At 65.1% G+C, this 22,846-nt stretch carries 21 protein-coding genes and 1 pseudogene; 6 read left to right on the top strand and 16 right to left on the bottom strand.

The window, feature by feature from the left end:
* Nucleotides 1-213: 213 nt before the first annotated feature.
* The 3 genes from BLT40_RS20390 to BLT40_RS19285 form a co-directional block, all read right to left on the bottom strand.
* Complete coding sequence (locus BLT40_RS20390; RefSeq protein WP_176167876.1) at nucleotides 214-384, bottom strand: hypothetical protein; 171 nt, start codon at nucleotides 382-384, stop codon at nucleotides 214-216.
* A gap of 275 nt (nucleotides 385-659) precedes the next feature.
* Entirely contained in the window at nucleotides 660-1,757 is a 1,098-nt protein-coding gene (locus BLT40_RS19290; RefSeq protein WP_036115365.1) for an OmpA family protein, read from the bottom strand.
* Nucleotides 1,758-1,954: 197 nt separating this feature from the next.
* A complete protein-coding gene (locus BLT40_RS19285) occupies nucleotides 1,955-3,406 on the bottom strand; it encodes a bifunctional 2-methylcitrate dehydratase/aconitate hydratase (RefSeq protein ID WP_036115368.1) in 1,452 nt (483 codons plus the stop codon).
* Between the two features lie 291 nt (nucleotides 3,407-3,697).
* Here BLT40_RS19285 and BLT40_RS19280 point away from each other — a divergent pair, with 291 nt between their 5' ends.
* Nucleotides 3,698-4,375, top strand: coding sequence for a TerC family protein (locus BLT40_RS19280; RefSeq protein ID WP_079522685.1), 678 nt, complete (start codon nucleotides 3,698-3,700; stop codon nucleotides 4,373-4,375).
* Between the two features lie 86 nt (nucleotides 4,376-4,461).
* Here the strand turns inward: BLT40_RS19280 and BLT40_RS19275 are convergent, their stop codons facing one another.
* From BLT40_RS19275 to BLT40_RS20385, 6 genes are all read right to left on the bottom strand, one after another.
* Complete coding sequence (locus tag BLT40_RS19275; RefSeq protein ID WP_239708983.1) at nucleotides 4,462-5,316, bottom strand: outer membrane protein; 855 nt, start codon at nucleotides 5,314-5,316, stop codon at nucleotides 4,462-4,464.
* Between the two features lie 153 nt (nucleotides 5,317-5,469).
* Complete coding sequence (locus BLT40_RS19270) at nucleotides 5,470-6,861, bottom strand: acetate kinase (RefSeq protein ID WP_090356040.1); 1,392 nt, start codon at nucleotides 6,859-6,861, stop codon at nucleotides 5,470-5,472.
* Between the two features lie 3 nt (nucleotides 6,862-6,864).
* Nucleotides 6,865-7,401, bottom strand: coding sequence for a hypothetical protein (locus BLT40_RS19265; protein ID WP_090356036.1), 537 nt, complete (start codon nucleotides 7,399-7,401; stop codon nucleotides 6,865-6,867).
* Nucleotides 7,398-8,081 (bottom strand): C39 family peptidase, encoded by a 684-nt coding sequence (locus BLT40_RS19260; RefSeq protein WP_079522688.1) that lies wholly within the window; start codon nucleotides 8,079-8,081, stop codon nucleotides 7,398-7,400. Before BLT40_RS19260 ends, BLT40_RS19265 begins: the two co-directional genes overlap by 4 nt.
* The gene (locus BLT40_RS20695; RefSeq protein WP_255364069.1) at nucleotides 8,078-8,440 is read right to left on the bottom strand and encodes a hypothetical protein; all 363 of its coding nucleotides are present in this window, start codon (nucleotides 8,438-8,440) and stop codon (nucleotides 8,078-8,080) included. The genes BLT40_RS19260 and BLT40_RS20695 overlap by 4 nt, the downstream gene beginning before the upstream one ends.
* 87 nt (nucleotides 8,441-8,527) lie before the next feature.
* Nucleotides 8,528-9,475 (bottom strand): hypothetical protein, encoded by a 948-nt coding sequence (locus BLT40_RS20385; RefSeq protein ID WP_090356031.1) that lies wholly within the window; start codon nucleotides 9,473-9,475, stop codon nucleotides 8,528-8,530.
* A 307-nt stretch (nucleotides 9,476-9,782) separates the two neighbouring features.
* Between BLT40_RS20385 and BLT40_RS19245 the strand changes: the two genes are divergently transcribed.
* The gene (locus BLT40_RS19245) at nucleotides 9,783-11,801 is read left to right on the top strand and encodes an NADPH-dependent 2,4-dienoyl-CoA reductase (RefSeq protein WP_090356027.1); all 2,019 of its coding nucleotides are present in this window, start codon (nucleotides 9,783-9,785) and stop codon (nucleotides 11,799-11,801) included.
* Between the two features lie 161 nt (nucleotides 11,802-11,962).
* On the opposite strand, the gene prpC is transcribed toward BLT40_RS19245, so the two are convergent.
* From prpC to BLT40_RS19230, 3 genes are all read right to left on the bottom strand, one after another.
* A complete protein-coding gene (gene prpC, locus BLT40_RS19240) occupies nucleotides 11,963-13,117 on the bottom strand; it encodes a bifunctional 2-methylcitrate synthase/citrate synthase (protein WP_036115388.1) in 1,155 nt (384 codons plus the stop codon).
* A 12-nt stretch (nucleotides 13,118-13,129) separates the two neighbouring features.
* Nucleotides 13,130-14,017 carry a methylisocitrate lyase gene (gene prpB / locus BLT40_RS19235; RefSeq protein ID WP_090356023.1) on the bottom strand — a complete coding sequence of 296 codons (888 nt, stop codon included), beginning with the start codon at nucleotides 14,015-14,017 and terminating at the stop codon, nucleotides 13,130-13,132.
* A gap of 77 nt (nucleotides 14,018-14,094) precedes the next feature.
* Entirely contained in the window at nucleotides 14,095-15,708 is a 1,614-nt protein-coding gene (locus BLT40_RS19230; protein ID WP_090356018.1) for an alpha/beta hydrolase, read from the bottom strand.
* Nucleotides 15,709-15,779: 71 nt separating this feature from the next.
* Here BLT40_RS19230 and BLT40_RS19225 point away from each other — a divergent pair, with 71 nt between their 5' ends.
* Genes BLT40_RS19225 through BLT40_RS19215 form a run of 3 tightly spaced genes read left to right on the top strand, consistent with a single transcriptional unit; the run spans nucleotide 15,780 to nucleotide 18,386 of the window.
* Nucleotides 15,780-16,559, top strand: a complete 780-nt coding sequence (locus BLT40_RS19225) for a phosphatase PAP2 family protein (RefSeq protein WP_255364068.1) — start codon at nucleotides 15,780-15,782, stop codon at nucleotides 16,557-16,559.
* Between the two features lie 40 nt (nucleotides 16,560-16,599).
* The gene (locus BLT40_RS19220; RefSeq protein WP_036115397.1) at nucleotides 16,600-17,547 is read left to right on the top strand and encodes a diacylglycerol/lipid kinase family protein; all 948 of its coding nucleotides are present in this window, start codon (nucleotides 16,600-16,602) and stop codon (nucleotides 17,545-17,547) included.
* Nucleotides 17,544-18,386: a metallophosphoesterase family protein gene (locus BLT40_RS19215; RefSeq protein WP_090356014.1), complete on the top strand. Its 843-nt coding sequence runs from the start codon at nucleotides 17,544-17,546 to the stop codon at nucleotides 18,384-18,386. The genes BLT40_RS19220 and BLT40_RS19215 overlap by 4 nt, the downstream gene beginning before the upstream one ends.
* Here the strand turns inward: BLT40_RS19215 and BLT40_RS19210 are convergent.
* Nucleotides 18,377-19,183 carry an SDR family oxidoreductase gene (locus BLT40_RS19210; protein WP_090356009.1) on the bottom strand — a complete coding sequence of 269 codons (807 nt, stop codon included), beginning with the start codon at nucleotides 19,181-19,183 and terminating at the stop codon, nucleotides 18,377-18,379. The two genes, BLT40_RS19215 and BLT40_RS19210, sit on opposite strands and share 10 nt — an antisense overlap.
* A gap of 165 nt (nucleotides 19,184-19,348) precedes the next feature.
* Here BLT40_RS19210 and BLT40_RS19205 point away from each other — a divergent pair, with 165 nt between their 5' ends.
* On the top strand, nucleotides 19,349-20,380 hold the full coding sequence (locus BLT40_RS19205) for an oxidoreductase (RefSeq protein ID WP_090356006.1): 1,032 nt from the start codon (nucleotides 19,349-19,351) through the stop codon (nucleotides 20,378-20,380).
* Nucleotides 20,381-20,404: 24 nt separating this feature from the next.
* Here the strand turns inward: BLT40_RS19205 and BLT40_RS19200 are convergent, their stop codons facing one another.
* The 3 genes and pseudogenes from BLT40_RS19200 to BLT40_RS19190 form a co-directional block, all read right to left on the bottom strand.
* A complete protein-coding gene (locus BLT40_RS19200) occupies nucleotides 20,405-21,265 on the bottom strand; it encodes a sulfurtransferase (RefSeq protein WP_079522697.1) in 861 nt (286 codons plus the stop codon).
* Nucleotides 21,259-22,064, bottom strand: a pseudogene (locus BLT40_RS19195) (CoA pyrophosphatase). Before BLT40_RS19195 ends, BLT40_RS19200 begins: the two are co-directional and overlap by 7 nt.
* 13 nt (nucleotides 22,065-22,077) lie before the next feature.
* A complete protein-coding gene (locus tag BLT40_RS19190; RefSeq protein WP_239708973.1) occupies nucleotides 22,078-22,800 on the bottom strand; it encodes an FKBP-type peptidyl-prolyl cis-trans isomerase in 723 nt (240 codons plus the stop codon).
* Nucleotides 22,801-22,846 lie beyond the last annotated feature (46 nt).

The raw sequence follows: 22,846 nt of genomic DNA, 5'->3' as shown, positions 1-22,846 counted from the left end.
GTCGTCTGATGGATATCGCAACTTTCCATACAGCGCACCCGAGTACTGCATCACTCAGCGCAAGCCAGCCTCGGGGATCCACCCACTTATCGAGATTCTCCTGACGACCGAAATAAGGCGGCCCATCGCCGAAGTACTCCTGGTAGATCACGATATTCAGGTACGCCGCGATGGCGATAAGGACGCCAATGATCGCCACCGCGGCCCAGCGCCTCACTTGCGAAACGCCAGGTTGTAGTCGACGGTAAGAATGCAGTACACCGCCTTCGGTTCGCTGATGTGAGTCTTCATGATGCTCAGCGATCCTCCGTTGAACGTCAGGCGGAGGGAGCTGCGAACGTATGCCAGATTAGGCCAGTATCTTTCGCCTGCATAAGATCCCATGGTGGTGCTTCCTATCCGTGGTTGTTGGGAGCGCAACCTTGGCAGGCAGTGGCATGCCCTGTAATGAGAAATCGGACCGATTTCCGCGCCGGATGAATTTGCGTCGAGGACGCGTTTGAGGAATCTGTTTGCGTGCGGCTTGCGGCGTGCAGGGCAAGGCTTCCCCGCCCTGTTGGCTTCGCCAGCAGGGCTGGCTCCTACAGGGGCAACGGCACAAAAAAAGAGCCCGGCTTTCGCCGGGCTCTTTCATGGAACAGTTACCGATCTTGCAAGGATTACTGCTGAACCTGCAGTTCCGTGCGACGGTTACGAGCGCGGCCTTCGGCCGTGTCGTTCGTGTCGATCGGGTTGTTCTCGCCGTGGCCGATCGGGCCTTCCAGACGATCCGCACCGATACCGTGCGAGGTCAGGTAGTCGAACACGATCTTCGCGCGACGCTCGGACAGGCCCTGGTTGTAAGCGTCCTTACCGACGCTATCCGTGTAACCAGCGACCGTGACCTTGACGGCCGGGTAACGCTGCAGGGTGTCGACAGCCTGGTCGAGGACGCCCAGCGATTCGCTGGTCGGCTCCTGCAGGGTCGGACCGATGTTCGTCTCACCCTTCTTCGGGCGATCGAACTTGAAGTTGACGCCGCGCAGGTCGATGACGACCTTCTGCGGGCAACCGTCCGGACCGACGATCGTGCCAGCCGGGGTGGCCGGGCACTTGTCGTCGCAATCGTTCACGCCGTCGCCGTCGCTGTCGAGCGTCGAGCAATCCGGAGCGGTCGGGACAGCAGCGGCGACCGGAGCGGGAGCTGCCGGCGGCTCGCCGAAGCGCGAGACGATCGAGAAGCCGAGGAACCAGTCACCGTAGCCATTCTCGGACTCGACAGTCTTGTCGTCCCAATCGTAGCGGTAGCCGGCTTCGACGCGGAAGTCGGAGCTGTCGGTGATGGTCTTGGACACGCCGACGCCGAGCTCGGCAGCCGGGGACCAGCCGTTGTCAGCCGGGTTGTGGTGGTACGAGCCCATCACGCCAGCCAGCAGGTACGGACGCCAGCTGTCCCACGCGCCAGCGTAGAAACGAGCGGCAACGCCGTAGCTGTTGTTCGACCAGTGGCCGTTGCCATCGTTATCGCGCTTGGTGCGATCGGCAAAGATGTCGATCGACGCGTTGTTCGAGATGAACTTGCCGAAGCCCAGGCCGTAGTAAACCTGGCGGCTGTTGGTGTTGCGGTCGGTGTCGTTGTAGTAACCGCCAACCGTCGGTGCGATGTACCAGCGGCCGTCATAGCCGTTACCCGCCGTGTCAGCGGATTCCTGCGCATGAACGGCACCCACGCCGCCCAGGGCCAAACCGATCAGCAAAAACAAGCCCTTACGTTTCATCGGTGTCTCCTCATTATTGGTATTCGCGTCCGCGCTCCACCCCAGACGGAAATCGCGCGTAAATCTCATATCGAATCCGGGGACTTCATGCCGTCCCTCGCTTTGATACCCCTTCAACGGGCGGCGGCAGTTTAGCAAAAATCAAACAATTGAACACGTGCTAAAAACCGCCGTTCATACTTGAGTCACGGCCATTATCAAGCCGTGAAGAGCGTCATGAACTCGTGAATGGGCATCGCGTCCAGTTTTTCGGCCGACGAAGTGACCTCGAGAACCCGCTCAACCCGCTCCGCAGGCCACTCGGCACGCAGCGCGGACTCGAATTTCTTCAGCAGGACCGGAATGCCTTCGGCGCGACGCTTACGGTGTCCGATCGGGAAGTCGATCGAAACCTTTTCGGTTTTCGACCCATCCTTGAAGAAAACCTGCACCGAATTGCCGATGTAGCGCTTTTCGGGGTCGAAATAATCCTTCGTAAACTGCGGATTCTCGACCACGGTCATTTTGTCGCGCAGCGCGTCGATACGGGGATCGGCGGCGACGGAATCGTTGTAGTCGTCGGCCGTGAGACGGCCGAAAATCAGCGGCACGGCGGTCATGTACTGGATGCAGTGGTCACGGTCGGCGTAGTTGGCCAGAGGGCCCGTCTTGTCGATGATGCGGACCCCGGCTTCCTGGGTTTCGATCACCACCTTCTCGATCTGGTCGATGCGGTCGGCGACCTGACCATGCAGCGCCATGGCGCACTCGACCGCCGTCTGAGCGTGGAACTCGGCCGGGAAACTGATCTTGAACAGCACGTTCTCCATGACGTAGCTGCCGAACGGACGCTCGAACTCGAACGCGTTGCCCTTGAAGGCCACGTCGTAGAAGCCCCAGGTCTTCGCCGTGAGCGCCGACGGGTACCCCACCACGTTGCGGTAAACCGCGTTGATGGCGTGCGTGACGGCGCGGCGGCAGGCATCGCCGGCGGCCCAGCTCTTGCGCGGGCCGGTGTTCGGAGCGTGGCGATACGTGCGCAGGGCGCCGTTGTCGATCCAGCTGTGCGAGACCGCCGTCGTGATCTGCTCCTTGTCGCCGCCCAGCATGGCCGTGGCGACCGCCGTGGACGCCAGGCGCACCAGAATCACGTGGTCCTGGCCGACACGGTTGAAGCTGTTCCTGAGGGCGTAGCAGCCCTGGATCTCGTGCGCCTTGATGGCGTAGCCCAGCACGTCACGCACGGTGAGCGGCTTGCCGCCTTCCTTCACTGCCTTGCGCGACAGGTAGTCGGCAACCGAGAGGATGGCACCGAGGTTGTCCGAGGGGTGGCCCCACTCGGCAGCGAGCCAGGTGTCGTTGAAGTCGAGATAACGGATCTGGGTGCCGATGGCGAACGCCGCCTGCACCGGATCCAGCTCATGCGCGGTGAAGGGCACGCGGGTACCGCCCGGCATCACGGCACCGGGAACCAGCGGGCCGAGGTGCTTGACGCAGTCCGGGAACTTCATCGCGAGCGCCGAGCAGGCCAGCGAGTCGAGAAGCATGTAGCGCGCGGTGTCGTAGGCCTCCTGCGAGTCGATCTGGTAGTCGGCCACGTAGTTGGCGATATCCACCAGCGGCTGGTCCGGATCGGGACGCGTGGCGGAACGGATGTCGTGTGCGCTCATGGATTTCACTCGCGAGGGGTTGGGTTAGCCGCCGATTTTAACCGGTGCCCCCGGGGGAATGTCTTGCCGCAGTGCATCCCAAGCCGCACAATGCACCCCACTACCAACCCGAAGGGGAGTAGTTCCACGGAGTCCCCGGGCTTCGTGCGCGACGGTCGTCAATACGGGTGCCCCACGCACCCCGGTCGTCGCGGTGGCTTCCGTGCCAGGAACGAGACTTTTGTGGTGACGACGGGCGCGCGTACCCGTTGCCGCCGCATTCGATCTCACCACGCGCGAAGGCCACCCAGCATGGATTTCCTCACCCCCGAATTTTTCTCCGGCCTCGCCGCCATCATCCTGCTGGACCTGGTCCTGGCGGGCGACAACGCGATCGTCATCGCCCTGGCGGCGCGCAACCTGCCCAAAGCGCTGCAGAAGAAGGCCGTGTTCTGGGGCACCTTCGGCGCCATCGCCCTGCGCATCCTGCTGACCTTCGCGGTCATCTGGCTGCTGAAGCTGCCCGGCCTGATGCTGGTCGGCGGTGCCTTGCTCATTCCGATCGCGTGGAAGCTGCTCAAGCATGACGACCACGACCCCGAGGTCAGCGCCGCGTCGGGCTTCTGGGCAGCCATCCGCACGATCGTCGTGGCCGATGCCCTGATGGGCCTGGACAACGTCCTGGCGATCGCCGGGGCGGCCAAGGGCCACATGGGTCTGGTCGTGCTCGGTCTGGCCATCAGCGTGCCGCTGGTGGTCTGGGGATCGACACTCATCCTGAAACTGATCGAGCGCTTCCCTGTCGTGATCTACATCGGAGCCGCGGCCATCGCATGGACGGCGGCGCGCATGATCGCCCACGACGGTCTGGTGGCCCCCTGGTTCGATGCACGCCCCTGGGCGCCGTGGCTGCTTGACGCCGTACTGGTCATCGGTATCTGTGGCGGCGGATGGCTCCGGGCTCGTCGCAACGCGGCGAAGCACGCCTGAGCGCTAAAAAAAACGGGCCGCCCGAAGGCGGCCCAGGATTCCCCCCGGCGAGGCGGACGGCATTACGCCGCCCGCCAACCGGCTGGTCAGAAGCGGAAGCGGACGTAAGCAGCCGGTCCGTTGAGCTTCATGTCGAGGTCCAGGTCGTAACGGCTCTTGTCCTGGTTGAGCTTGATGCGGGTATAGGCGTATTCCGCACCGAAGCCGACGTTCTGCCACGGGAACCACTCGAGGCCGAGCGCGACGTCGTAGATGTGGCCGTTGAGCGAGCCACCGTTCTTCTTCACGCCCGACGCATTGAGGTACATGCGGAGCTGATCGCTGAACGCGTGACGCCAGCCGATCTGCAGGTTGGGCGCCCAGGCGTTGGTCTTGGTGGAGTTGCTGCTGGAGAAGTTCTGGCCGAATGCCGACGCGTTCGCGTCGATGCTGGCGTCGATCTTGTAGTACGCCGCACCCAGACCCAGGCCGAACACGTCGTTGCCCGTGCCGAACCACCACTTGTAGGCGGCGCTGCCGAAGGTGAACTTCAGGTCGCCCTTGACCTGCGCGGCGGCGCTGATCGGGTTACCGAGGAAATTGATCTGCTCGTCCAGCGACTTGGAGTGCGAACGATCGACCTCGTAATAGTCGAACGCGAAGCCCTGGTGGGCGCCGATGAGGAAATCGAGGCGGACGCGCGGCACCGTCTTGTGCTTCTTGAAGTCGAGATCGTCTTCGAGATTGACGTCGCCGCTGGTATTCAGGATGCCGGTCTTCGCGCCGATCGTGGTGTCATTGTTGGTGTAGTAACCACCGACCCAGACGCTCACGTTATCGAGAGCCGGCGACTGCGACTTCTTCTCGCTGTCCTGCGCATGCGCGGCCGCACCGAAGGCGGCGAGCGAAGCGATGGCAAGACCCGCAGTGAACTTGCCGTAACGATTGTGACCAGTGCGCATGAACAAAACTCCCTGCAAATGTTTCAAGATTGTTAGTAACCCCCGATTGAAATCTTAACGAACGGTTGTGTGTGCGCGGCGTGCACGGGAACCTTCGCGTGTTTGAAACGCGAGGCTTTTTTTCATGAAATTCAGGTGAAAGTGCGACCGGCGTCACAAGGTGATGGGGAGTCGCACCGTAATCGTCGTGTCCGGCGTATCGCGCGTAATACCCACACCGAGGGTGACATTGAGCGTTTCTCTCGCGTTATAGCGATACGAACCGCCGATCAGCAGCGACCCCAGCGTCGCGCGCGCCGATCCCGGCAACGGATGCCCGTCCTGCTCCGTACGAGCCACGAAGGCCTGGTCGTAGCCGATACTGATCGACGCCTTTTCATTGAGCGACAGACCCATGCCGATGCTGATATCCGCGATATCGCCCGCTTTCACGTCGCCCAGAAACTGCTTGCCGGCAAGCAGGACGTTGCGGCTGACGTTCTTCCGCTCGAAGTTGTGCAAATAGCTGATGTTGCCGAAAAACACGACCGGATCGGACGGATACAGCCACGTCATGCCCAGCTGCGCCGAGTAGAAGCCCGACCCGGTCGGACTCTGCAACGGAAGCCCGGTGCCCGTGACATTTTGTACGCAGCGCGTCACACAGTCGCTGGTGACGTCGAACGGATCGCGACCGGTGCGCGACTTTGCGCGGAACCAGCCGATGTAATACGGCTTGTCCGCACCGCCGTCGTTGATCTGGTAGCGCAACGTGGCTTCCACGTCGCCGATGCCTTTGCCGCTGGTGGTAAAGAGGTTGTCCTGCGCCGTCCCGGTGAAGATTTCCCGGCTGATCGTGTCGGTGTGCGTGTCCACGTAAGGCACGCGCACCTCCAGCTCCATGCGATTCGTCAGGCCGTAGCGAAAGGCCAGCGCTCCGGTCTGCGTGGTCGTCTTGACCTGGCGCACATCGACCAGGCCGATGAGGATCGCGGGAATGACGGTGTAGCCCACCAACGCCACGCGGTCGCTCGATGAATAACCGTACTGGTACGACGGTTCGATGATGAGCTTGCCGCGTGGCGTGAGCACACCCGGCTGGTCGAAGATGGGCGCGACCTCGGGCGGCCTCTCGTCCTCTTCGGGTCGCTTGCCGACCGGCTGCGTCGCTACCGTCTGCGGGGATGTCGCCACCACGGGATTCGACGGCGGAAGTCCGCCGGACCGGTCCTGCGGCAAGGGTGCCTGAGCATCCGGATCAGCGACCGCCAACGATCCGCCGCGTGCGTCCTCCAGGGCGTTCAGGCCGATCGCCTTGCGCAGGTCGTTGTATTGCACCTCCTGCGACGCCAGCTCGCGCTTCATCTGCTCGAGCTCCGCCAGCTGCTCGGCCATGCGGCTGCGCATCGCATCGATCTTCCGTCCCTGCGATTCGATCTTCTCGCGCAGCGCCGGATCCACCGGGGATTCCTGCGCGAGGCACGCGCCGATCCACATCGGCAGAACCGCAAGCACCAGGGCGCCCGCGCACGTTTTTGCCTGCATCACCCTGCCATTGCGATACATGCGTCAGTTCCCCCGAGATTGAATCACCGCATCGTTGACCGATTCCGCCACACGCATGTTCTGCAGCATGCGTGCCGTGTTCACGGACGCATCGATCGTCGTGTTGGCCGTGATCGCCTGGTTGTCGAGCGAGTTCTGGATGACGAGGCCCGGCGTCATCGAGTTCGGCAGGACCGCGGTGACGACCGCCGCGGCGGCTGGCGCAGGCGACACCGCCGACGACTGACTCCCGATGCCACCGGCGCCATTGGTGATGACCATGGTCTGCAGCGCGCTCTGCAGCGCCGCCGCCTGATCGTGGGTGATCGCGGCGACGTCCGGCACCGAGATGGTGGTGCGCAGCGCCTCCATGCCATTGATGAGTACCGTACGCTGGAGCGCGAACGACACCTTGAGGTTGTCCCCGAGGTCGAAACCGCCGCGGATGCGGTCCAGCTCGGCGTCCGCCACGGCGCGGTTTAACGGAAAGTCCACTGCGTGCGCGCCGGCGCAGGCAAGTGCGCACGCGATCGGCAGCAGCCGGAAAAGTCGGGTGTTCATATGTCCCCCGGTCCGCGCTTGGGCATCACGATCGGCGCGAGCCCGTTACGCTCGATACCCCCGGAGATAGGTGCCGCGGGAGCGACCGCCCAGTCACGCGGACTGTTGAAGATGGCGCGGTCGCGTTCGTTGTGAATGACGAAAACGATGTGATTGGTCCACATCGCGTCGAAACGACGCCTGGACATCGAGCGCGTTCCGCGTGCCGGGTCGCCGACGAGAACACGCCCGGCCTTGTACCCTTTCACCACCACGAAATGGTGATACCCGCGCTCGTTGATCAACACGATGGCAGGGATGCCGTCGTCGTCCAGTTTATCGAGCGGGACGTCGAAACCATCCGCCTCGAAGCCGCGCGACGCGAGGAAGCGTTTGATGTCCAGCAGGGAAAATCCCTCGCGCCCGATCTTCGCGCGATCGCCATTCGCGTACATCACGTCGAACGCGGATTGCTCGTCGACCGGATAACCGTACTGATACGTCAGCAACGTCGCCACCGCGGCCGACCCGCAGCTGAAGTCGTATTTCTGTCGGATGGTGTTGCGGAACCGCGCTTCCTTGAGGCTCGTCAGCCGGACCGGATACGACGTACCCTGCCCGGTCTGCACGTCGGCCTTCATCGCGCTGACGGCGGGAGCCGGGAGCATGACGAGCAGGGCCAGCGCGCAGACGATCTTCATGGATTCATCCGCACGTTGACGATCGTGGAATTCTGGATCAACACGTTGTTGCCGGAGTTCTGGATCACCGTGGGCAGGCCCGCCGCGTTGCCGAACGCGCTACCGGACACGATGTTTCCGCCGCTTACGGTGTCCCGCGCCTCCGTGTCACTCATCGTCCCGTTGAGGGTCTGCTGACTGACGTTGTTGGTGACGTTGCTGCCGCCACTCATCGCCTTCAGCGTGTCGGCGGGGACCGCAGCGCCGAAGCCGGGCGGTGGCGCTTTTTCCGCTGGCGCGGCAGCCGCCGCCCCGCCGGTGCACGCGATACCGATGCAAGCCAGCACCGCGCACCTTCGATACAGGTAGTTCCGCCACATGGGTGCTCTCCTGAAGGTCGTTCGATGTCCCTTCGGATCGCCACGGGGCGACATGCGCCCCGTGACTCCCGTTACCCGCCCCATGCCTCAGGGCGAAGAGCCCACGCTGAGATTGGCCTGAACGTTGACACCCTGCTGGATCAGCGACGCCGCGCCGCTGTTCTGCGCAAAGTTCGAGATGCCCGCCGCTGCCGCGCCCGCACTGCCCATGCTGTTGGCCATGCTGAAGCTGCCCGCGTCCGCCATCGACGTGCCGCCGGCACCGCCCGCGCCACCGCCCGCACCCGAACCCGCACCGCCCGTGCCGTCGCCCGCCGCCGCGCCCGCGCCACCGGCACCCGCCGTGGACGTCGCCGTGCCGCCCGCGCCACCCGTTCCGGTCGAGGCGCCGCCAGCCGCCATCGCCGTGGCATCGCCCGAGGTGCCCGCGCCACCGGTACTCGCGCTCGCGCCACCCGTGCCGGCCGTGGAGCCACCTGTGGGCGCACCGCCGCCCGCGCCGCGAGAGCGAGCCGCACCGCCGTCTCCGTTGGAGTTACCGCCATCCCCGGAGGCGTTCCCGCCCGCCGATGCGGTCATGGATCCCGCATCGCCACTGCTGGACGACGCGCTGCCCTCGCCGCCGACCGCGCCGCGCGCACGCGAGTTGCCGCCGCTTCCGCCGGCTCCGCCGTCGCCACCGTACCCCGTGGCCCCGTAGCCGGCGCCGCCGGATCCACCGCGTCCACCTGCCGCGGACCCGTAGTTATAGGCGTTGTTGCCGATGCCACTGACGGTGACGCCGCTGACACTCCCGTTGAGCGTGGTGTCGGAAATGGCATTCGTCGTGTTGTACGAACCCCAGGTGGTGTTCGTCGTCGTGTTGCTGTGAGTCGAACTGTCGGAATAGGTCGAGCTATCCGAGTACTGATACGCCGTCGAGTTACGCTGGGCGGTGGCGCCCGCTGCTCCGGTCTGGCTGCTGTCCTGGGCGACGGCGGGCAAAGCGAATCCGAGAGCGAGGCAGATCGCCGTGGCAATGAAGGTCTTACGCATGGGAAAGTCTCCTGTGAGCGACGCGAAACCCCTGTTTTCGTCGTGATCGCCGGGCGCCCTGCCAACGCGCCGGGTGACAAGAAGGAGCAAGTTGCGTGCCTTGCGTCGTCGCTTGCTCGAGACCCTGTTCCAAGGCGGCTTCGGGCGCTTTTCGCACCTGAACGGACGACGCGATTTGTAACGGCCGCGATACACGCCGTAACGCCCATGGGTTAGCCCGGTCCGCGTCGGTCATTGCTGCGCCCACCCTTGCTCCGCGCCTCCGATCCGGGGATCATTCGAACGATCGTTTGAACCGGATCCGACCGTGTCCTATCCCCACCTGCTCGCCCCGCTCGACCTCGGCTTCACCACCCTGCGCAACCGCGTGCTGATGGGCTCGATGCACACGGGCCTGGAGGACAAGGCGGCCGACTACGACAAGCTGGCGGCTTTTTTCGCCGAGCGTGCCCGCGGCGGCGTCGGCCTGATCGTCACCGGCGGTATCGCGCCCAATATTCAGGGCTGGCTGAAGCCGTTGTCGGGGACGATGTCGATGCCCTGGCACGTGGCGCGCCACCGGAAGGTCACCGCCGCCGTCCACGCGGAGGGCGGCAAGATCTGCATGCAGATTCTCCATGCCGGTCGCTACGCCTATCAGCCGTTGTCGGTCGCGCCATCGAAGATCAAATCGCCGATCACGCCGTTCACGCCGAGGGCGCTCGGCACACGTGGCGTCGAGCGCACCATCGATGCCTTCGTCCGCAGCGCGCAGCTTGCCCGCGACGCCGGCTACGACGGCGTCGAGGTCATGGGCTCCGAGGGCTACCTCATCAACCAGTTCCTGACCGCGCGGACCAACAAGCGCACGGATCGCTGGGGTGGCTCGGCGGAGAATCGCATGCGCTTCCCCATCGAGATCGTTCGGCGTATGCGTGAGGCGGTAGGGAAGGACTTCATCATCATCTACCGGCTCTCGATGCTCGACCTCGTCGACGATGCGCAGCCGTGGGCGGATATCGTCACGCTCGGCAAGGCCATCGAAGCCGCCGGGGCGACCATCATCAACACGGGCATCGGCTGGCACGAGGCGCGCATCCCCACCATCGTGACCAGCGTGCCGCGTGGCGCCTTTTCATGGGTCACGCGCCGCATGAAAGGCGAGGTCGCCATTCCGCTGGTGACCACCAACCGCATCAACATGCCGGATGTCGCCGAAAGGATTATTGCCAACGGCGACGCGGACATGGTGTCGATGGCACGCCCCCTGCTCGCCGACCCGGAGTGGGTCAACAAGGCGCGCGCCTCACGCCCGCAGGCCATCAACACCTGCATCGCCTGCAACCAGGCCTGCCTCGACCACGTGTTCGAGAATCGCCGCGCGTCGTGTCTGGTCAACCCGCGTGCCTGCCATGAAACCGAACTGAAGATTCTCCCCGCAGCGGCCAAAAAACGCGTCGCCGTGGTGGGCGCCGGTCCGGCGGGACTCGCCGCCGCCACGACACTGGCCGAGCGCGGACACGCCGTCACGCTGTTCGATCGCGCCAACGAGATCGGTGGTCAGTTCAACATGGCCAAACGCATTCCGGGCAAGGAAGAATTCCAGGAAACCCTGCGCTACTTCGATCACCGCCTGACGGAAACGGGCGTCACGCGCCAGCTTGGCGCCGAAGCCAGCGTGGACGCGCTGGCGGCCGGAGATTTCGACACCGTGATTCTCGCTACCGGCGTGTTGCCCCGCCCCTTGTCGATTCCCGGAGCCGATCATCGCAAGGTGCTCTCCTACCTCGACGTGCTTCACGGCAATGCGCCGGTCGGCGGCAAAGTGGCCGTGATCGGCGCCGGCGGTATCGGCTTCGACGTCTCCGAATTTCTTACCGAAGAGATCCCCTCCCCCACCACGGACATCGCGCGCTGGACGAAGGAGTGGGGCGTCGACATGACGATCGCGGCACCGGGAGGATTGATGCCGGCGCAGCCGGAGAAGCCCGAACGCGACGTATGGCTCCTGCAGCGTAGTGCGGGACGCCCCGGCGCCCGTCTCAACAAGACCTCCGGCTGGGTGCACCGCGCGACACTGAAGAACAAGCGCGTGAAGATGATCGGCGGCGTGACCTATGAACGCATCGACGATGCCGGATTGCACGTGATCATCGACGGACAGCCGCAGGTGCTCGACGTGGACAACGTCATCGTGTGCGCAGGGCAGGAGCCGAACCGTGCCCTGCGCGATGCGTTGCTGGAGCGCGGTATCGACGTGCGACTCGTCGGTGGCGCGGATGTCGCGGCCGAACTGGATGCCAAGCGGGCGATCGACCGGGCGACGCGGATGGCGGCGGAGATCTGAGGTTGTCCGCGGGGTAGCCGGGGCGCGGCGTCATCGCGCTTTTGGCCTTTCGCGCGCAGGGCGCGCTCCTACCATGCGGCTCTCGTAGGAGCGACAACGCGGCTTTGGTAGGAGCGCGCCCCGCGCACGAATCAATAACGACGTGGCAACGCCGCCTCGATTCAGCGCTTCTCGATCGGCGTATACACCTGGTCTTCCGGCCCCGTGTAATTCGCGCTCGGACGAATGATCTTGCCGTCCTGACGCTGCTCGATCACGTGGGCGCTCCAGCCCGACGTACGCGCGATGACGAACAACGGCGTGAACATCGCCGTCGGCACACCCATCATGTGGTACGCCGACGCCGAGTACCAGTCGAGGTTGGGGAACATCTTTTTCAGATCCCACATCAGTTTCTCGATCTTCTCCGACACCTCGAACAGGCGCGGATTGCCACCGTCGGTGCAGAGCTTGCGCGCGATCTCCTTGATGATCTCGTTGCGCGGATCGGACACGGTGTACACCGGATGCCCGAATCCGATGATGATCTCCTTCCGCTCCACGCGCGCACGGATATCGGCTTCCGCCTCACCGGCATCGCGGTAGCGCGCGATGATTTCCATCGCGACCTCGTTGGCACCGCCGTGCTTGGGACCGCGAAGCGCACCGATGGCGCCGGTGATGGCTGAATACATGTCCGAACCGGTGCCGGCGATGACACGCGCCGCGAACGTGCTGGCGTTGAACTCATGCTCGGCATACAGCACCAGCGAACGGTCGAGCGCGTGCGAGTGCAGATCGCTCGGCTTGCGACCGTGCAGCAGATGCAGGAAGTGCCCGGCGATCGAATCGTCTTCGGTCTCCGTCTCGATGCGCTTGCCGTTGTGGCTGAAGTGGTACCAGTACAGCAGGATCGAACCGAAGCTCGCCATGAGACGATCGGCGATGTCGCGCGCGCCCGTCACATTGTGATCGTCCTTCTCCGGCAGCACGGTGCCGAGCACCGACGCACCGGTGCGCATCACGTCCATCGGATGCGTGGCCGCCGGCAGCAGTTCCAGCGAGGCCTTGACGGGCGCAGGCAAACCGCGCAGGCGCTTCAGCTTGGCCCGGTAGGCGTTGAGCTCCATCCAGTTCGGCAAGACGCCATGGACGAGAAGGTAGGCCACCTCTTCAAACGAGCCCTTCGCGGCGAGGTCATGGATATCGTAACCACGGTAGTGCAGGTCATTGCCGCTGCGGCCGACCGTGCACAGCGCGGTATTGCCGGCGGCGATGCCGGACAATGCGACGGATTTCTTCGGCTTCGGGCCGGTGGTGGTTGCGGTGTCGCTCATGAGTGACTCTCCTTAACCCTTCTTAGAGAACAGCGCGTCGAGGTGACGCTCGTATTCGTGGTAGCCGATGCGGTCGTACAGTTCTTCGCGCGTCTGCATCGTGTCGATGACGTTGCGCTGGTGACCGTCGCGGCGGATGCTGGTGTACACGTTCTCGGCGGCCTTGTTCATGGCGCGGAACGCGGAAAGCGGATACAGGACGATGCCGACGCCGACACTCCCGAGCTCTTCGGTGCTGAACAGCGGCGTCTGGCCGAACTCCGTGATATTGGCCAGCACGGGCACGTTGACCGCATCGACGAAACGCTTGTACGTCGGCAGGTCGTAGGCGGCCTCGGCGAAGATCGCGTCGGCGCCCGCTTCCACGCAGGCGATGGCACGGTCGATGGCGGCATCCACGCCGAGCACGGCGATGGCATCGGTGCGCGCGATCAGGAAGAAGTCCGGATCGGTCTTCGCATCGGCGGCGGCCTTGACGCGATCGGCCATTTCCTCGGTCGTGACGATTTCCTTGCCGGGCCGGTGACCGCAGCGCTTCGCGCCGACCTGGTCTTCGATGTGGCAGGCCGCGGCGCCGAACTTGATCAGGCTTTTGACGGTGCGCGCGATATTGAACGCGCTCGGGCCGAACCCGGTGTCGATATCGACCATCAACGGCAGGTCGCACACGTCGGTGATGCGACGCACGTCGGTGAGTACGTCGTCCAGCGTGTTGATGCCCAGGTCGGGCAGGCCCAGCGAACCCGCCGCCACACCGCCGCCGGAAAGGTAGATCGCGCGAAACCCGGCGCGCTTCGCCAGCAACGCGTGGTTGGCGTTGATCGCGCCAATGACCTGCAGGGGCTGTTCCGCCGCAAGCGCGGCACGGAAGCGGCCGCCGGCCGAGGGAAGCTGCGCCATGAAACTCTCCGGGGCAAAGACCGGCATTTTAGCCCAGCCCTTGGTGAAGGCCTTGCTGCGTCGCGGCGTGACAGGCCTCAACCTCCGGGCTTGCCCTGCCCCGGCCGCGCTACCCCGTACATCTCCCAGGCGATCTTCTTCAGCAGCGCCTGCCGGTCATCCCCTTCGGTATAGAGGTCGAAATGCGTCTTTCCGGGCAGGAACCGGAAATCGCTCTTCGCGTGCAGGCCGTCAAGCGTATCCTTGAGCAACTTCGCCGACCCATCGAGGTAGAACGTGTCGGCCGTGCCGACGATCAGATGGATCTTTCCGTCCAGGTCGGGCCTGAGCGACGGCCACTGTGTGCGCATGCGCTGGGCGATGTCGTAATGGTCGCGCCAGTACGCGACGACATTCGCATCGATCGCGCCGGTATCACGATTGAACATCGGCTGCGGCCGTCCGTCGGCGCCGCGCGGCGAGAACACCCACTCGAACGATGCCAGCTGGCCACCATAGGCGCCGAGCACGCGCTCGAGATGCGCGAAGGTCTCGAACGTGGCGATCACCTTGCCCTTGTCGCGGATCAGCGGGTACGGCGTGCCATCGGCCGCCTTATAGGCGTTGGCGTGGGGCGCGTAGAGGTCGATGCCGGTGAAGTCGTGGAAATCGCTCGGATCCGGAGAGGTCGACCAGGTGCCGCCGAACACCTTCGGATAACGCGTCTGCAGCCACAGCGTGGCCCAGCCGCCGGACGAATGACCATTGAGGAAGCGACCGCTCACCCTGGCGTCCATCTTGTAGCGGGCCTCCAGCCACGGGATGTATTCCGTGGTCAGCGCCTGGCCCCACGGACCGTTGTTCACCGAATCGGCGAATTCGTGCGTACCCGTAGGACCGGATTCATCGAGCAGGACCCAGATCATCGGTGGCATCTGATTGTTGGCCATGGCCGACCATACCGACGCGATGGTCCCCGTGAACCGGTCGAAGCCACCCCCGAAGCCGTGTGTCAGATAGACCGTGGGATAACGTGTCGAGGCTTTGGGGTCGTAGCCGGGCGGCGTGACGACCCAGGCACGGATCGACAGGGGGCGACCGGCGAAAGCCGTCAGAGCGGGACTCTCGAACACCTCCGCATGCGCATGCTTGCGCGCCTCGGGCAGCGCGTCGCGGATGGCCTGCGGTGCCGCCGGCGGCAGGTTCCAGGGGTCCTTCGCGGGCACGGTGGTATCGAGAGTGAGCGTGGGCAGGCTACCGCCCGGCGTCAGCCTGACGGCCGTGACCGGGCTGATCAGATCGCCGGCATGGCGTCCGCTGTAGTTGTAGTCATGCCCCACGTCGAGCACCGCCTGGAAAAGGTAATCGCCTGGCGGAAGGCTCGAAAAGCCCGCGGGGAACGCCTCGCCGTCCGTGTCGAGGTCGACCGTCTGGCCGCCACCGATCCAGCCGACGTCCCTGGCCGCGACCGACACCGCGGTCGGCTGGAACGGGTTGGTGTCCACTTCTTCCGCCTTGCCGTCCTTCGCCGCCGAAGCGGGCATAGCGAACAGGATCAGACGGCCGGAAGTGCCCTGGCTTGCCGCCGGCAGGCCGACGCGCACGATGCGATGCGCCAGCGGCGCGCCGTCGGCATGAACGGCGGAGGCAGCGCCCGCGAGAAGGGCCAGCGCGAGCACCGCGCGAGCCAACGAAACCTTCGACATGTTCATCCCCTTTTCGGGCCGCGAGGTCGCGGCGTGGCAACATGCCCGATCCTGCCATGAGACGAGGAGCGATCGCAGTGCCATTGGATTGGATCAGCCGCCACGCCCTGTCGGTCTGGGCGCTCCTTCTGGTCGCCGCCCTGTTGGGCGCCGACGTGGCGTGGCGCCGCGCCGTGCGGCGGCGGGAAGGACTGGACCCGGCGGCCCGCGCCTTCCTGCGCCCCACGACCGCCATGGTCGTCATCGTCGCCATGCTGGTGATCGCCACGGCGATCGCGGTGGAGGTTCGCGAGCAGGCAGGCCTGACCGTCTTCGACGCCAGCCTCGCCGCCGACCTGCGCGCCAACCTGCCCCTGCCCGTGCTGCGTGCGATCGCCTGGGTCACCCATACGGGCGATCCCGTCGTCGTCGGCGTGGCCACGGGCGTCGTCTTCCTCGCGCTGTTGCTTCGCCGGCACGTGCGCCTCGCCATCACCTGGATCGCCACGCTGGTCGGCACCGCCGCGATCAACAGTGCGCTCAAGGGCTGGTTCCAGCGCGAACGGCCGCTGCACGACCATGGCTTCATCGTCGAACACAGCTACAGCTTTCCCAGCGGCCATGCATCGGGGTCGATGGTGTTCTACGGCATGCTCGCGTATGTCCTGCTGGTGCTTTGCCCACCTCGCTGGCACCGGGTCATCGTGATCGCTGCCGTGGCCATGATCACGGTGGTCGGCATCAGCCGCATTCTGCTCCAGGTGCATTACTTCAGCGACGTGATGGCGGGATACGCCACGGGCCTTGCCTGGGTCACGCTGTGTGTCGGCAGCGCGGAATACCTCCGCCTTCGCGAGGGCCGGCAGGCCAGGACGTAATTTCATGCGGCCGTAACGAGGCGAATGCTTCGATCCAGCGATGTCCAGTCCAGTCTCTTTCGCCATTGTCATGAATGCCGGCTCCGGCCGACAGGACGCCGCGGCGGCACGCGACGAGATCGCCTCGATTCTCGATGCCGCCGGACATCCTCATGCGTTTTTTCTCATCGACGACGAGCACGACATCGTGGACGTCGTCCGCGACGCCGCCGCGTACGCCAGCGAGCAGGGTGGCGCGATCGTGGCCGCGGGCGGCGACGGCACCATCAACTGCGTTGCCGCCGCGGCGTGGCGCGAACAGCTGACCATGGGCATCCTGCCGCAAGGTACCTTCAACTTCGTCGGCCGGACGCACGGCATTCCGACGGACACCCGCGGCGCCGCCGAGGCGCTCGTGCGGTCTACGCCGATCAACGCGCAGATCGGCATGGTCAACGATCGCGTGTTCCTGGTGAATGCGAGCCTCGGTCTCTACCCGCAGGTGCTCGAAGACCGCGAGACGTGGAAACAGCGTTTCGGCCGGCACCGCATCGTAGCGTTGTGGTCGGGCCTGTCGACGCTGATGAAGGGTTTCCGGCCGCTTCGCGTCGAAGTGACCGACGGCACGCGGTCGCGTCAGCTGCGCACGCCGACACTGTTCGTCGGTAACAATGCGCTGCAGCTGGAGAAAATCGGTCTGCCCGAGGCGGTGGACGTGCATCGCAACGATGGCACGCTGGCCGGGCTCGTGCTCAAGCCCATCGGCAAGCTCACCATGCTCCGCCTCATACTCAGCGGCGCCCTGGGCAAGCTCGGCGAAGCGGACGACGTCGTCAGCTTTCCGTTTCGCGAGATCACGGTCAAACCGAAACACCACCGCGCGAAGATCAAGGTGGCCGTCGATGGCGAGATCGTCTGGCTCGATCCGCCTATCGTTTTCCGCGCCGCGCCGCGCCCGCTCGTGCTGCTTACCCATGGGGAGCGCCAGCCAGGGGAGGATCCCGGTTGAGCACGCTGGTACAGATTTCCGATACGCACTTCGGCACCGAGCGTCCCGACGTGGTGTCGGCACTGAGCGAACTGATCATCTCGATGCGGCCGGATCTCGTCATTCTTTCCGGTGACGTGACGCAGCGCGCGCGGCGCAGCCAGTTCGATGCCGCCCGCCGTTTCATCGACGGCTACGGGCGCCCTACCCTTGTGATTCCGGGAAACCACGACGTCCCGCTACTGAACGTCTTCGCGCGCATCTTCGATCCGTTCGGTGGTTTCCGCCGCGTCTTCGGGGCAAACCTGGAGCCCGGGCACACGGACGACGCGTTGCTGGTCATCGGCGTCAACACCGTCCGGGCGCACCGGCACAAGAACGGCGAGGTATCCGATGCGCAGATCGAACGCGTCAGCCAGCGGCTACGCGAGGCCACCGCCGATCAGTTGCGCGTCGTCGTAACGCACCAGCCGGTCCATGTGATACGGGAGAAGGATGTCGAGAACCTTCTGATCAACCATGAGCGCGCGATCGCCGCCTGGGCCGCCGCCGGCGCGGACCTTGTGCTCGGCGGACACATCCACCTGCCTTATGTCAGGCCGCTCAATACCGAAAAGCGTGCACTGTCCAGTGAGTTGTGGTCGGTACAGGCGGGCACGGCGTTATCGACGCGCATTCGCGAAGGAATCAGCAACTCCTTCAATGTCATCCGCCACGACCCGACCACCGATCGCTCGACATGCGTGGTCGAGCAGTGGGATTACAACGAGGCCAACGGGCGATTCGATCCCGGCGGGAAGACGACCGTGCCTCTTCAGCGGCACAGCGGCATGCCATCGTCGGCAGGGCTTCAGACGTAATGCATCTTCCGCGCAACCCCACCGTCGACGGTGAAGTTCTCGCCGGTGATGAACCCCGCGTGCGACGACAACAGGAACACCGCCAGCGCACCGATGTCCGGCGGAATACCCGCCCGCCCGACCGGGTGCTGCGCATGATCCGCCGCTGACAGCTTCGGCTTGTGGCGCGCCGATGGCTTCTTCCAGTCATCCACCACGATCCACCCCGGATTGATCGCATTGACGCGAACCGGTCCCACACTGATCGCGAGCGCGTGCGTCAACGCGACGATGCCGCCCTTGCTCGCCGCATAGGCTTCCGTGTCGGGCTCGGACTGGTGCGCGCGCGACGAGGAAATATTGACGATGGCGCCGTTGCCCTTCTTCAACGCAGGCAAGGCGTGCTTGCTGCAGAGAAAGGTCCCACCGAGGTTCGTATCGATGCGCCGCTTCCATTCGGTCCAGTCGAGCTTCTCGATCGGACCGTTCACAGGGTTGGCGATGCCTGCGTTATTGACCAGGCCATCGATGCGACCGAAGCGTCGCAATGACGAGGCCACGAAACGCCTGACACTCGCTTCCTTCGCGACATCCAGCACGAGAAACGCGGCGCGCTCGCCCGCGTCCCATTCGTCGATACAGGCCTTGCCGGCTTCGGCATCCAGATCGCCGATGACCACGGAGCCACCGGCGGCCAGTACCGCTTCCGCGATGCCCTTGCCCACACCTTGCGCACCGCCGGTCACAAGTACGACCTTGCCGGGCCACTCACTCGTCGCGGCGGAGGGTATAGGCGCGGCTTTCTTTGCTGCCACCATGGGTCATGTCTCTTATGGGAGTTCGCCGCCGATGCTCTGCGTCGCCCCGTGCAGGGAACGTCACGCTGGGCAACGATCAGAGGCGACAGAAAACCGCGAATTCCTGAACGAAACGCTCAGGCGGCTCGCGCTACGCTTGTTGACAGGACTACCTCAGGAACGACTATGCAACCGATTCCCACCGGCCTCATCGGCTATGGCACAGCAGGTGCCTTCTTCCATGCGCCACTGATCGCCGCGGCGGAAGGCCTTCGTCTCGCCGCCATCGGCAGTCGCCGTGCGGAACAGATCGCCCGCGACTTTCCCGAGGCCACGGCGTATGAACATCCTCACGACCTGATCGCGGACCCGTCGCTCGAGCTGATCGTGATCGCTTCGCCCAACGAGAGCCATGCGCCACTGGCGCGCGCCGCGCTGGAAGCAGGCAAGCATGTCGTGGTGGACAAGCCGTTCACGCTGAACGCCGCCGAGGCCGATGCCCTGATCGCGCTGGCCGACCGCGTGGACCGCCGCCTTTCCGTCTTCCAGAACCGTCGCTGGGACAACGATTTCCTGACCGTTCGTCGCCTCGTCGACGACGGCCGCCTCGGCGAGGTCGTCTACTTCGAGGCGCACTTCGATCGCTTCCGCCCCGAGATCAAGCAGGGGTGGCGCGAGACCGAGGTCGCGGGATCCGGCCTGCTCTATGACCTTGGCGCGCACCTGATCGACCAGGCCCTGGTGTTGTTCGGCCTGCCTCAGGCGATCACCGCGGATGTCGCGCGCCAGCGCGCAGCCGCAAAGGTGGATGACTACTTCCATCTCGTGCTCGATTACGGCCATCGGCGCGCGGTGTTGCATGCGTCGGTCATGGTCCGCGACCCGGGCCCGCGCTATCTCGTCCACGGCGATGGCGGCAGCTTCGTGAAGTACGGCATCGACGGCCAGGAAGCCGCGCTTCGTGAGGGCCGCCGCCCGGGCGGCGCGAACTGGGGCGAGGACGAGCCGGCGTCGTTCGGCCGGTTCACCGATGCCGATGGCAGCACCACGGTGATCGATACCCTGCCCGGCCGTTACACGGCGTATTACGAAGGTGTGGCCGCTGCGATTCGCGAGGGTGCGACCTTGCCGGTCGCCGCACGCGAGGCCCGCGATGTCATCCGGGTGATCGAGGCGGCGCAGCTGAGTGCGCGCGAGCGGCGGACGGTGTCGCTCTGACCCATCGCCGGCGAGGAGCCGACCTCAGCCCTCGCCGGTCGCCACACCGCGCGACCGGTCGCTCACCCAGCCACTCCACGACGGCGCATACAGACGCGATCCGCACAGCCCCGCGTACTCCATGGCCAGCAGGTTATGGCATGCGGTCACGCCGGAGCCGCACATGTGTACGACGTCTTCCGCCGGGTGCGGTCCGATCACCCCTTCGAAGGCGCGACGAAGGTCTTCCGGTGAGCGAAACCGGCCCTGCGCGTCGAGGTTGTCGGTAAACGGCCGGTTGCGCGCTCCCGGTACGTGCCCCGCCACGGGATCGAGCGGTTCGACGTCGCCCCGGTAGCGCGGCGCCGCACGCGCATCCAGCAGAACGAAGCGCCCGCTGGCGACACCATCGGCGAGTTCATCCGCACCGACCGTGCCCGCGTCGTCGAAGGCCGCGTGTACCGCCGTCGCATCACGCGAAGCCACCCTCGCATCGACGGGAAGCCTGGCCGCCTCCCAGGCGGCCCAGCCTCCGTCGAGCACCGCGACATTGTCGAGGCCGGCCAGACGGGCCAGCCACCACAGACGTGCCGCCGCCAGTGCGCCGCCTGCCGCGTCGTAAACGACGACCTGCAAATCGGGGCGCCACCCCGCGCGCGACAGCCACGCCGCGAACGACGCCGCGGACGGCAACGGATGTCGCCCCCGGCCGTTCGCCGGCGTGGCCATGTCGGCGAGGTCACGATCGAGGTCGGCACGCACCGCGCCAGGCACGTGCGCCTGTGCGTAGTCCTCATCCCCCTTCGACGGCTGCGCCAGGTCGAAACGCGCATCGACGAAAAGCACATCCTGCGCCGGCAGGTGCGAAGCGGTGATGGCGTCTATCAGCGTGCGCGAGATCAACATGGGTGATGCCCCATTCGCTTGAGCAGGTTGAGAAGAATGGCCGCCGTGACACCCCAGATGCGGTAACCCGCATGGAGAAATTCGACCATGTCGCGGCGGTGGCCACGGAAATCCATCGTATAGCGGCGGAGGTTTTCGGGCTCGAGAAAGAAGGCGAAAGGGACCTCGAAGACCTCGGCCACCTCGCCGGGATCAGGCGTCAGTGTCGCCTCGGCCGCGATACGCGCAACCACCGGCGTGACGGAGTAACCGCTGATCGTCTCGAAGGATTCCAGGAACCCCAACGGCGTTACCATGCGCGCATCGAGCCCGATTTCCTCGTGACTTTCGCGCAAGGCCGTGGCGACCGCGTCCTCGTCGTGATCCTCCACCCGGCCGCCGGGAAAGGCGACCTGACCCGCATGCTGCTGCAGCGTGTCCGTGCGTACGGTGAGCACGACACGCTGCTCACGGTCGTCACGAATACCGATCAGCACCGCCGCGGCACGCCTTGGTGCATCGCCGATCAGCTCGGCCATGTCCTCATGATTCCAGCCGCGCGGTCCCGGGGGCGCCTCCAGGGGAAGCAGCGCGCCGTGCAGCCGGGCGAGCAGGTCATCCATCAGGCGCCCTGCCTGCCTGGCAGGATCCGGTCCATCAACCAGAGCTTCTGCTCGTCGTCCATCGTGGACCAGCGGGCGATTTCGTCACCCGTGCGCAGACAGCCCTCACAGAGGCCGCGCGCGTCGAGCCGGCACACGCCGGTGCAGGGAGTCAGGGGCAGCGAGGAGGAAGAGACGATGGCCATACCGTCGGCCATTCTAGCGCGACGGTCAGGGCTTGACGTCGATGAGCTCGAGGTCGAACAACAACGCCTCGTTGGGCCCGATGCGCGGCAGTTCGCCGCGCTCGCCATAGGCCAGCGCCGGTGGAATCACCACTTTCCACTTGTCACCGACATGCATGCGCGGAATGACGTCCTGCCAACCGGGTATGACGCGGTTGACCGTGAAGGTCACGGGCTTGCCGTGCGCGTACGAGCTGTCGAACTCCGTACCATCGATCAGCGCCCCGCGGTAATTCACCACGACCGTGCTGGTGACCTGCGCCTGTGCGCCGTTGCCCTTGGCGAGCACGGCGTACTGGATGCCGGAGGGCAACGTGGTCACACCGGGGCGGGTGCGATTGCGGGCGAGGAAATCCGCGCTGCGCTTCGCATTGGCGGTGGCGACACGACGGAATTCGACCGCCGAGTCGCGCTGGACCTTGGCATCGAAGTTGACGAGCTGCTGCTGCATCACGTCGATCGGAACGCCTGGCGCACGCTTTGCATAACCATCCTGCAGTGCCTTGACCAGCACGGCGATGTCCACGTCGGGCTGCGCGCTGTTGGCGAACTGCGTGCCGATCTGATAACCGATCGCATACGACAGCTTCGTCTTGTCGATGACCGGAGCACCGGACGCAGGCGCCGTCGACGGTGCCTGTGCCAACGCCGGGAGGGCGGGCAGGCACAGCAGTGCGGCGATCGTGACCAGCAAACGCGAGGATGGCATCCCGTTCTCCATGAACCCGGAACCCTGGGCGTGCGTGGAGGATAAT

Source organism: Dyella sp. 333MFSha, from assembly GCF_900102405.1.
Lineage (GTDB): Bacteria > Pseudomonadota > Gammaproteobacteria > Xanthomonadales > Rhodanobacteraceae > Luteibacter > Luteibacter mycovicinus.
The sequence above is the reverse complement of the archived record's forward strand: the minus strand, read 5'-3'. Positions and strand labels throughout refer to the sequence as shown.

Excerpts from the sequence above, each read along its gene's own strand:
- BLT40_RS20390 (WP_176167876.1), bottom strand. The coding sequence starts at position 384 with ATGGGATCTTATGCAGGCGAAAGATACTGGCCTAATCTGGCATACGTT.
- BLT40_RS19290 (WP_036115365.1), bottom strand. The coding sequence starts at position 1,757 with ATGAAACGTAAGGGCTTGTTTTTGCTGATCGGTTTGGCCCTGGGCGGC.
- BLT40_RS19285 (WP_036115368.1), bottom strand. The coding sequence starts at position 3,406 with ATGAGCGCACACGACATCCGTTCCGCCACGCGTCCCGATCCGGACCAG.
- BLT40_RS19280 (WP_079522685.1), top strand. The coding sequence starts at position 3,698 with ATGGATTTCCTCACCCCCGAATTTTTCTCCGGCCTCGCCGCCATCATC.
- BLT40_RS19275 (WP_239708983.1), bottom strand. The coding sequence starts at position 5,316 with ATGCGCACTGGTCACAATCGTTACGGCAAGTTCACTGCGGGTCTTGCC.
- BLT40_RS19270 (WP_090356040.1), bottom strand. The coding sequence starts at position 6,861 with ATGTATCGCAATGGCAGGGTGATGCAGGCAAAAACGTGCGCGGGCGCC.
- BLT40_RS19265 (WP_090356036.1), bottom strand. The coding sequence starts at position 7,401 with ATGAACACCCGACTTTTCCGGCTGCTGCCGATCGCGTGCGCACTTGCC.
- BLT40_RS19260 (WP_079522688.1), bottom strand. The coding sequence starts at position 8,081 with ATGAAGATCGTCTGCGCGCTGGCCCTGCTCGTCATGCTCCCGGCTCCC.
- BLT40_RS20695 (WP_255364069.1), bottom strand. The coding sequence starts at position 8,440 with ATGTGGCGGAACTACCTGTATCGAAGGTGCGCGGTGCTGGCTTGCATC.
- BLT40_RS20385 (WP_090356031.1), bottom strand. The coding sequence starts at position 9,475 with ATGCGTAAGACCTTCATTGCCACGGCGATCTGCCTCGCTCTCGGATTC.
- prpC (WP_036115388.1), bottom strand. The coding sequence starts at position 13,117 with ATGAGCGACACCGCAACCACCACCGGCCCGAAGCCGAAGAAATCCGTC.
- prpB (WP_090356023.1), bottom strand. The coding sequence starts at position 14,017 with ATGGCGCAGCTTCCCTCGGCCGGCGGCCGCTTCCGTGCCGCGCTTGCG.
- BLT40_RS19230 (WP_090356018.1), bottom strand. The coding sequence starts at position 15,708 with ATGAACATGTCGAAGGTTTCGTTGGCTCGCGCGGTGCTCGCGCTGGCC.
- BLT40_RS19220 (WP_036115397.1), top strand. The coding sequence starts at position 16,600 with ATGTCCAGTCCAGTCTCTTTCGCCATTGTCATGAATGCCGGCTCCGGC.
- BLT40_RS19210 (WP_090356009.1), bottom strand. The coding sequence starts at position 19,183 with ATGGTGGCAGCAAAGAAAGCCGCGCCTATACCCTCCGCCGCGACGAGT.
- BLT40_RS19205 (WP_090356006.1), top strand. The coding sequence starts at position 19,349 with ATGCAACCGATTCCCACCGGCCTCATCGGCTATGGCACAGCAGGTGCC.
- BLT40_RS19200 (WP_079522697.1), bottom strand. The coding sequence starts at position 21,265 with ATGTTGATCTCGCGCACGCTGATAGACGCCATCACCGCTTCGCACCTG.
- BLT40_RS19190 (WP_239708973.1), bottom strand. The coding sequence starts at position 22,800 with ATGCCATCCTCGCGTTTGCTGGTCACGATCGCCGCACTGCTGTGCCTG.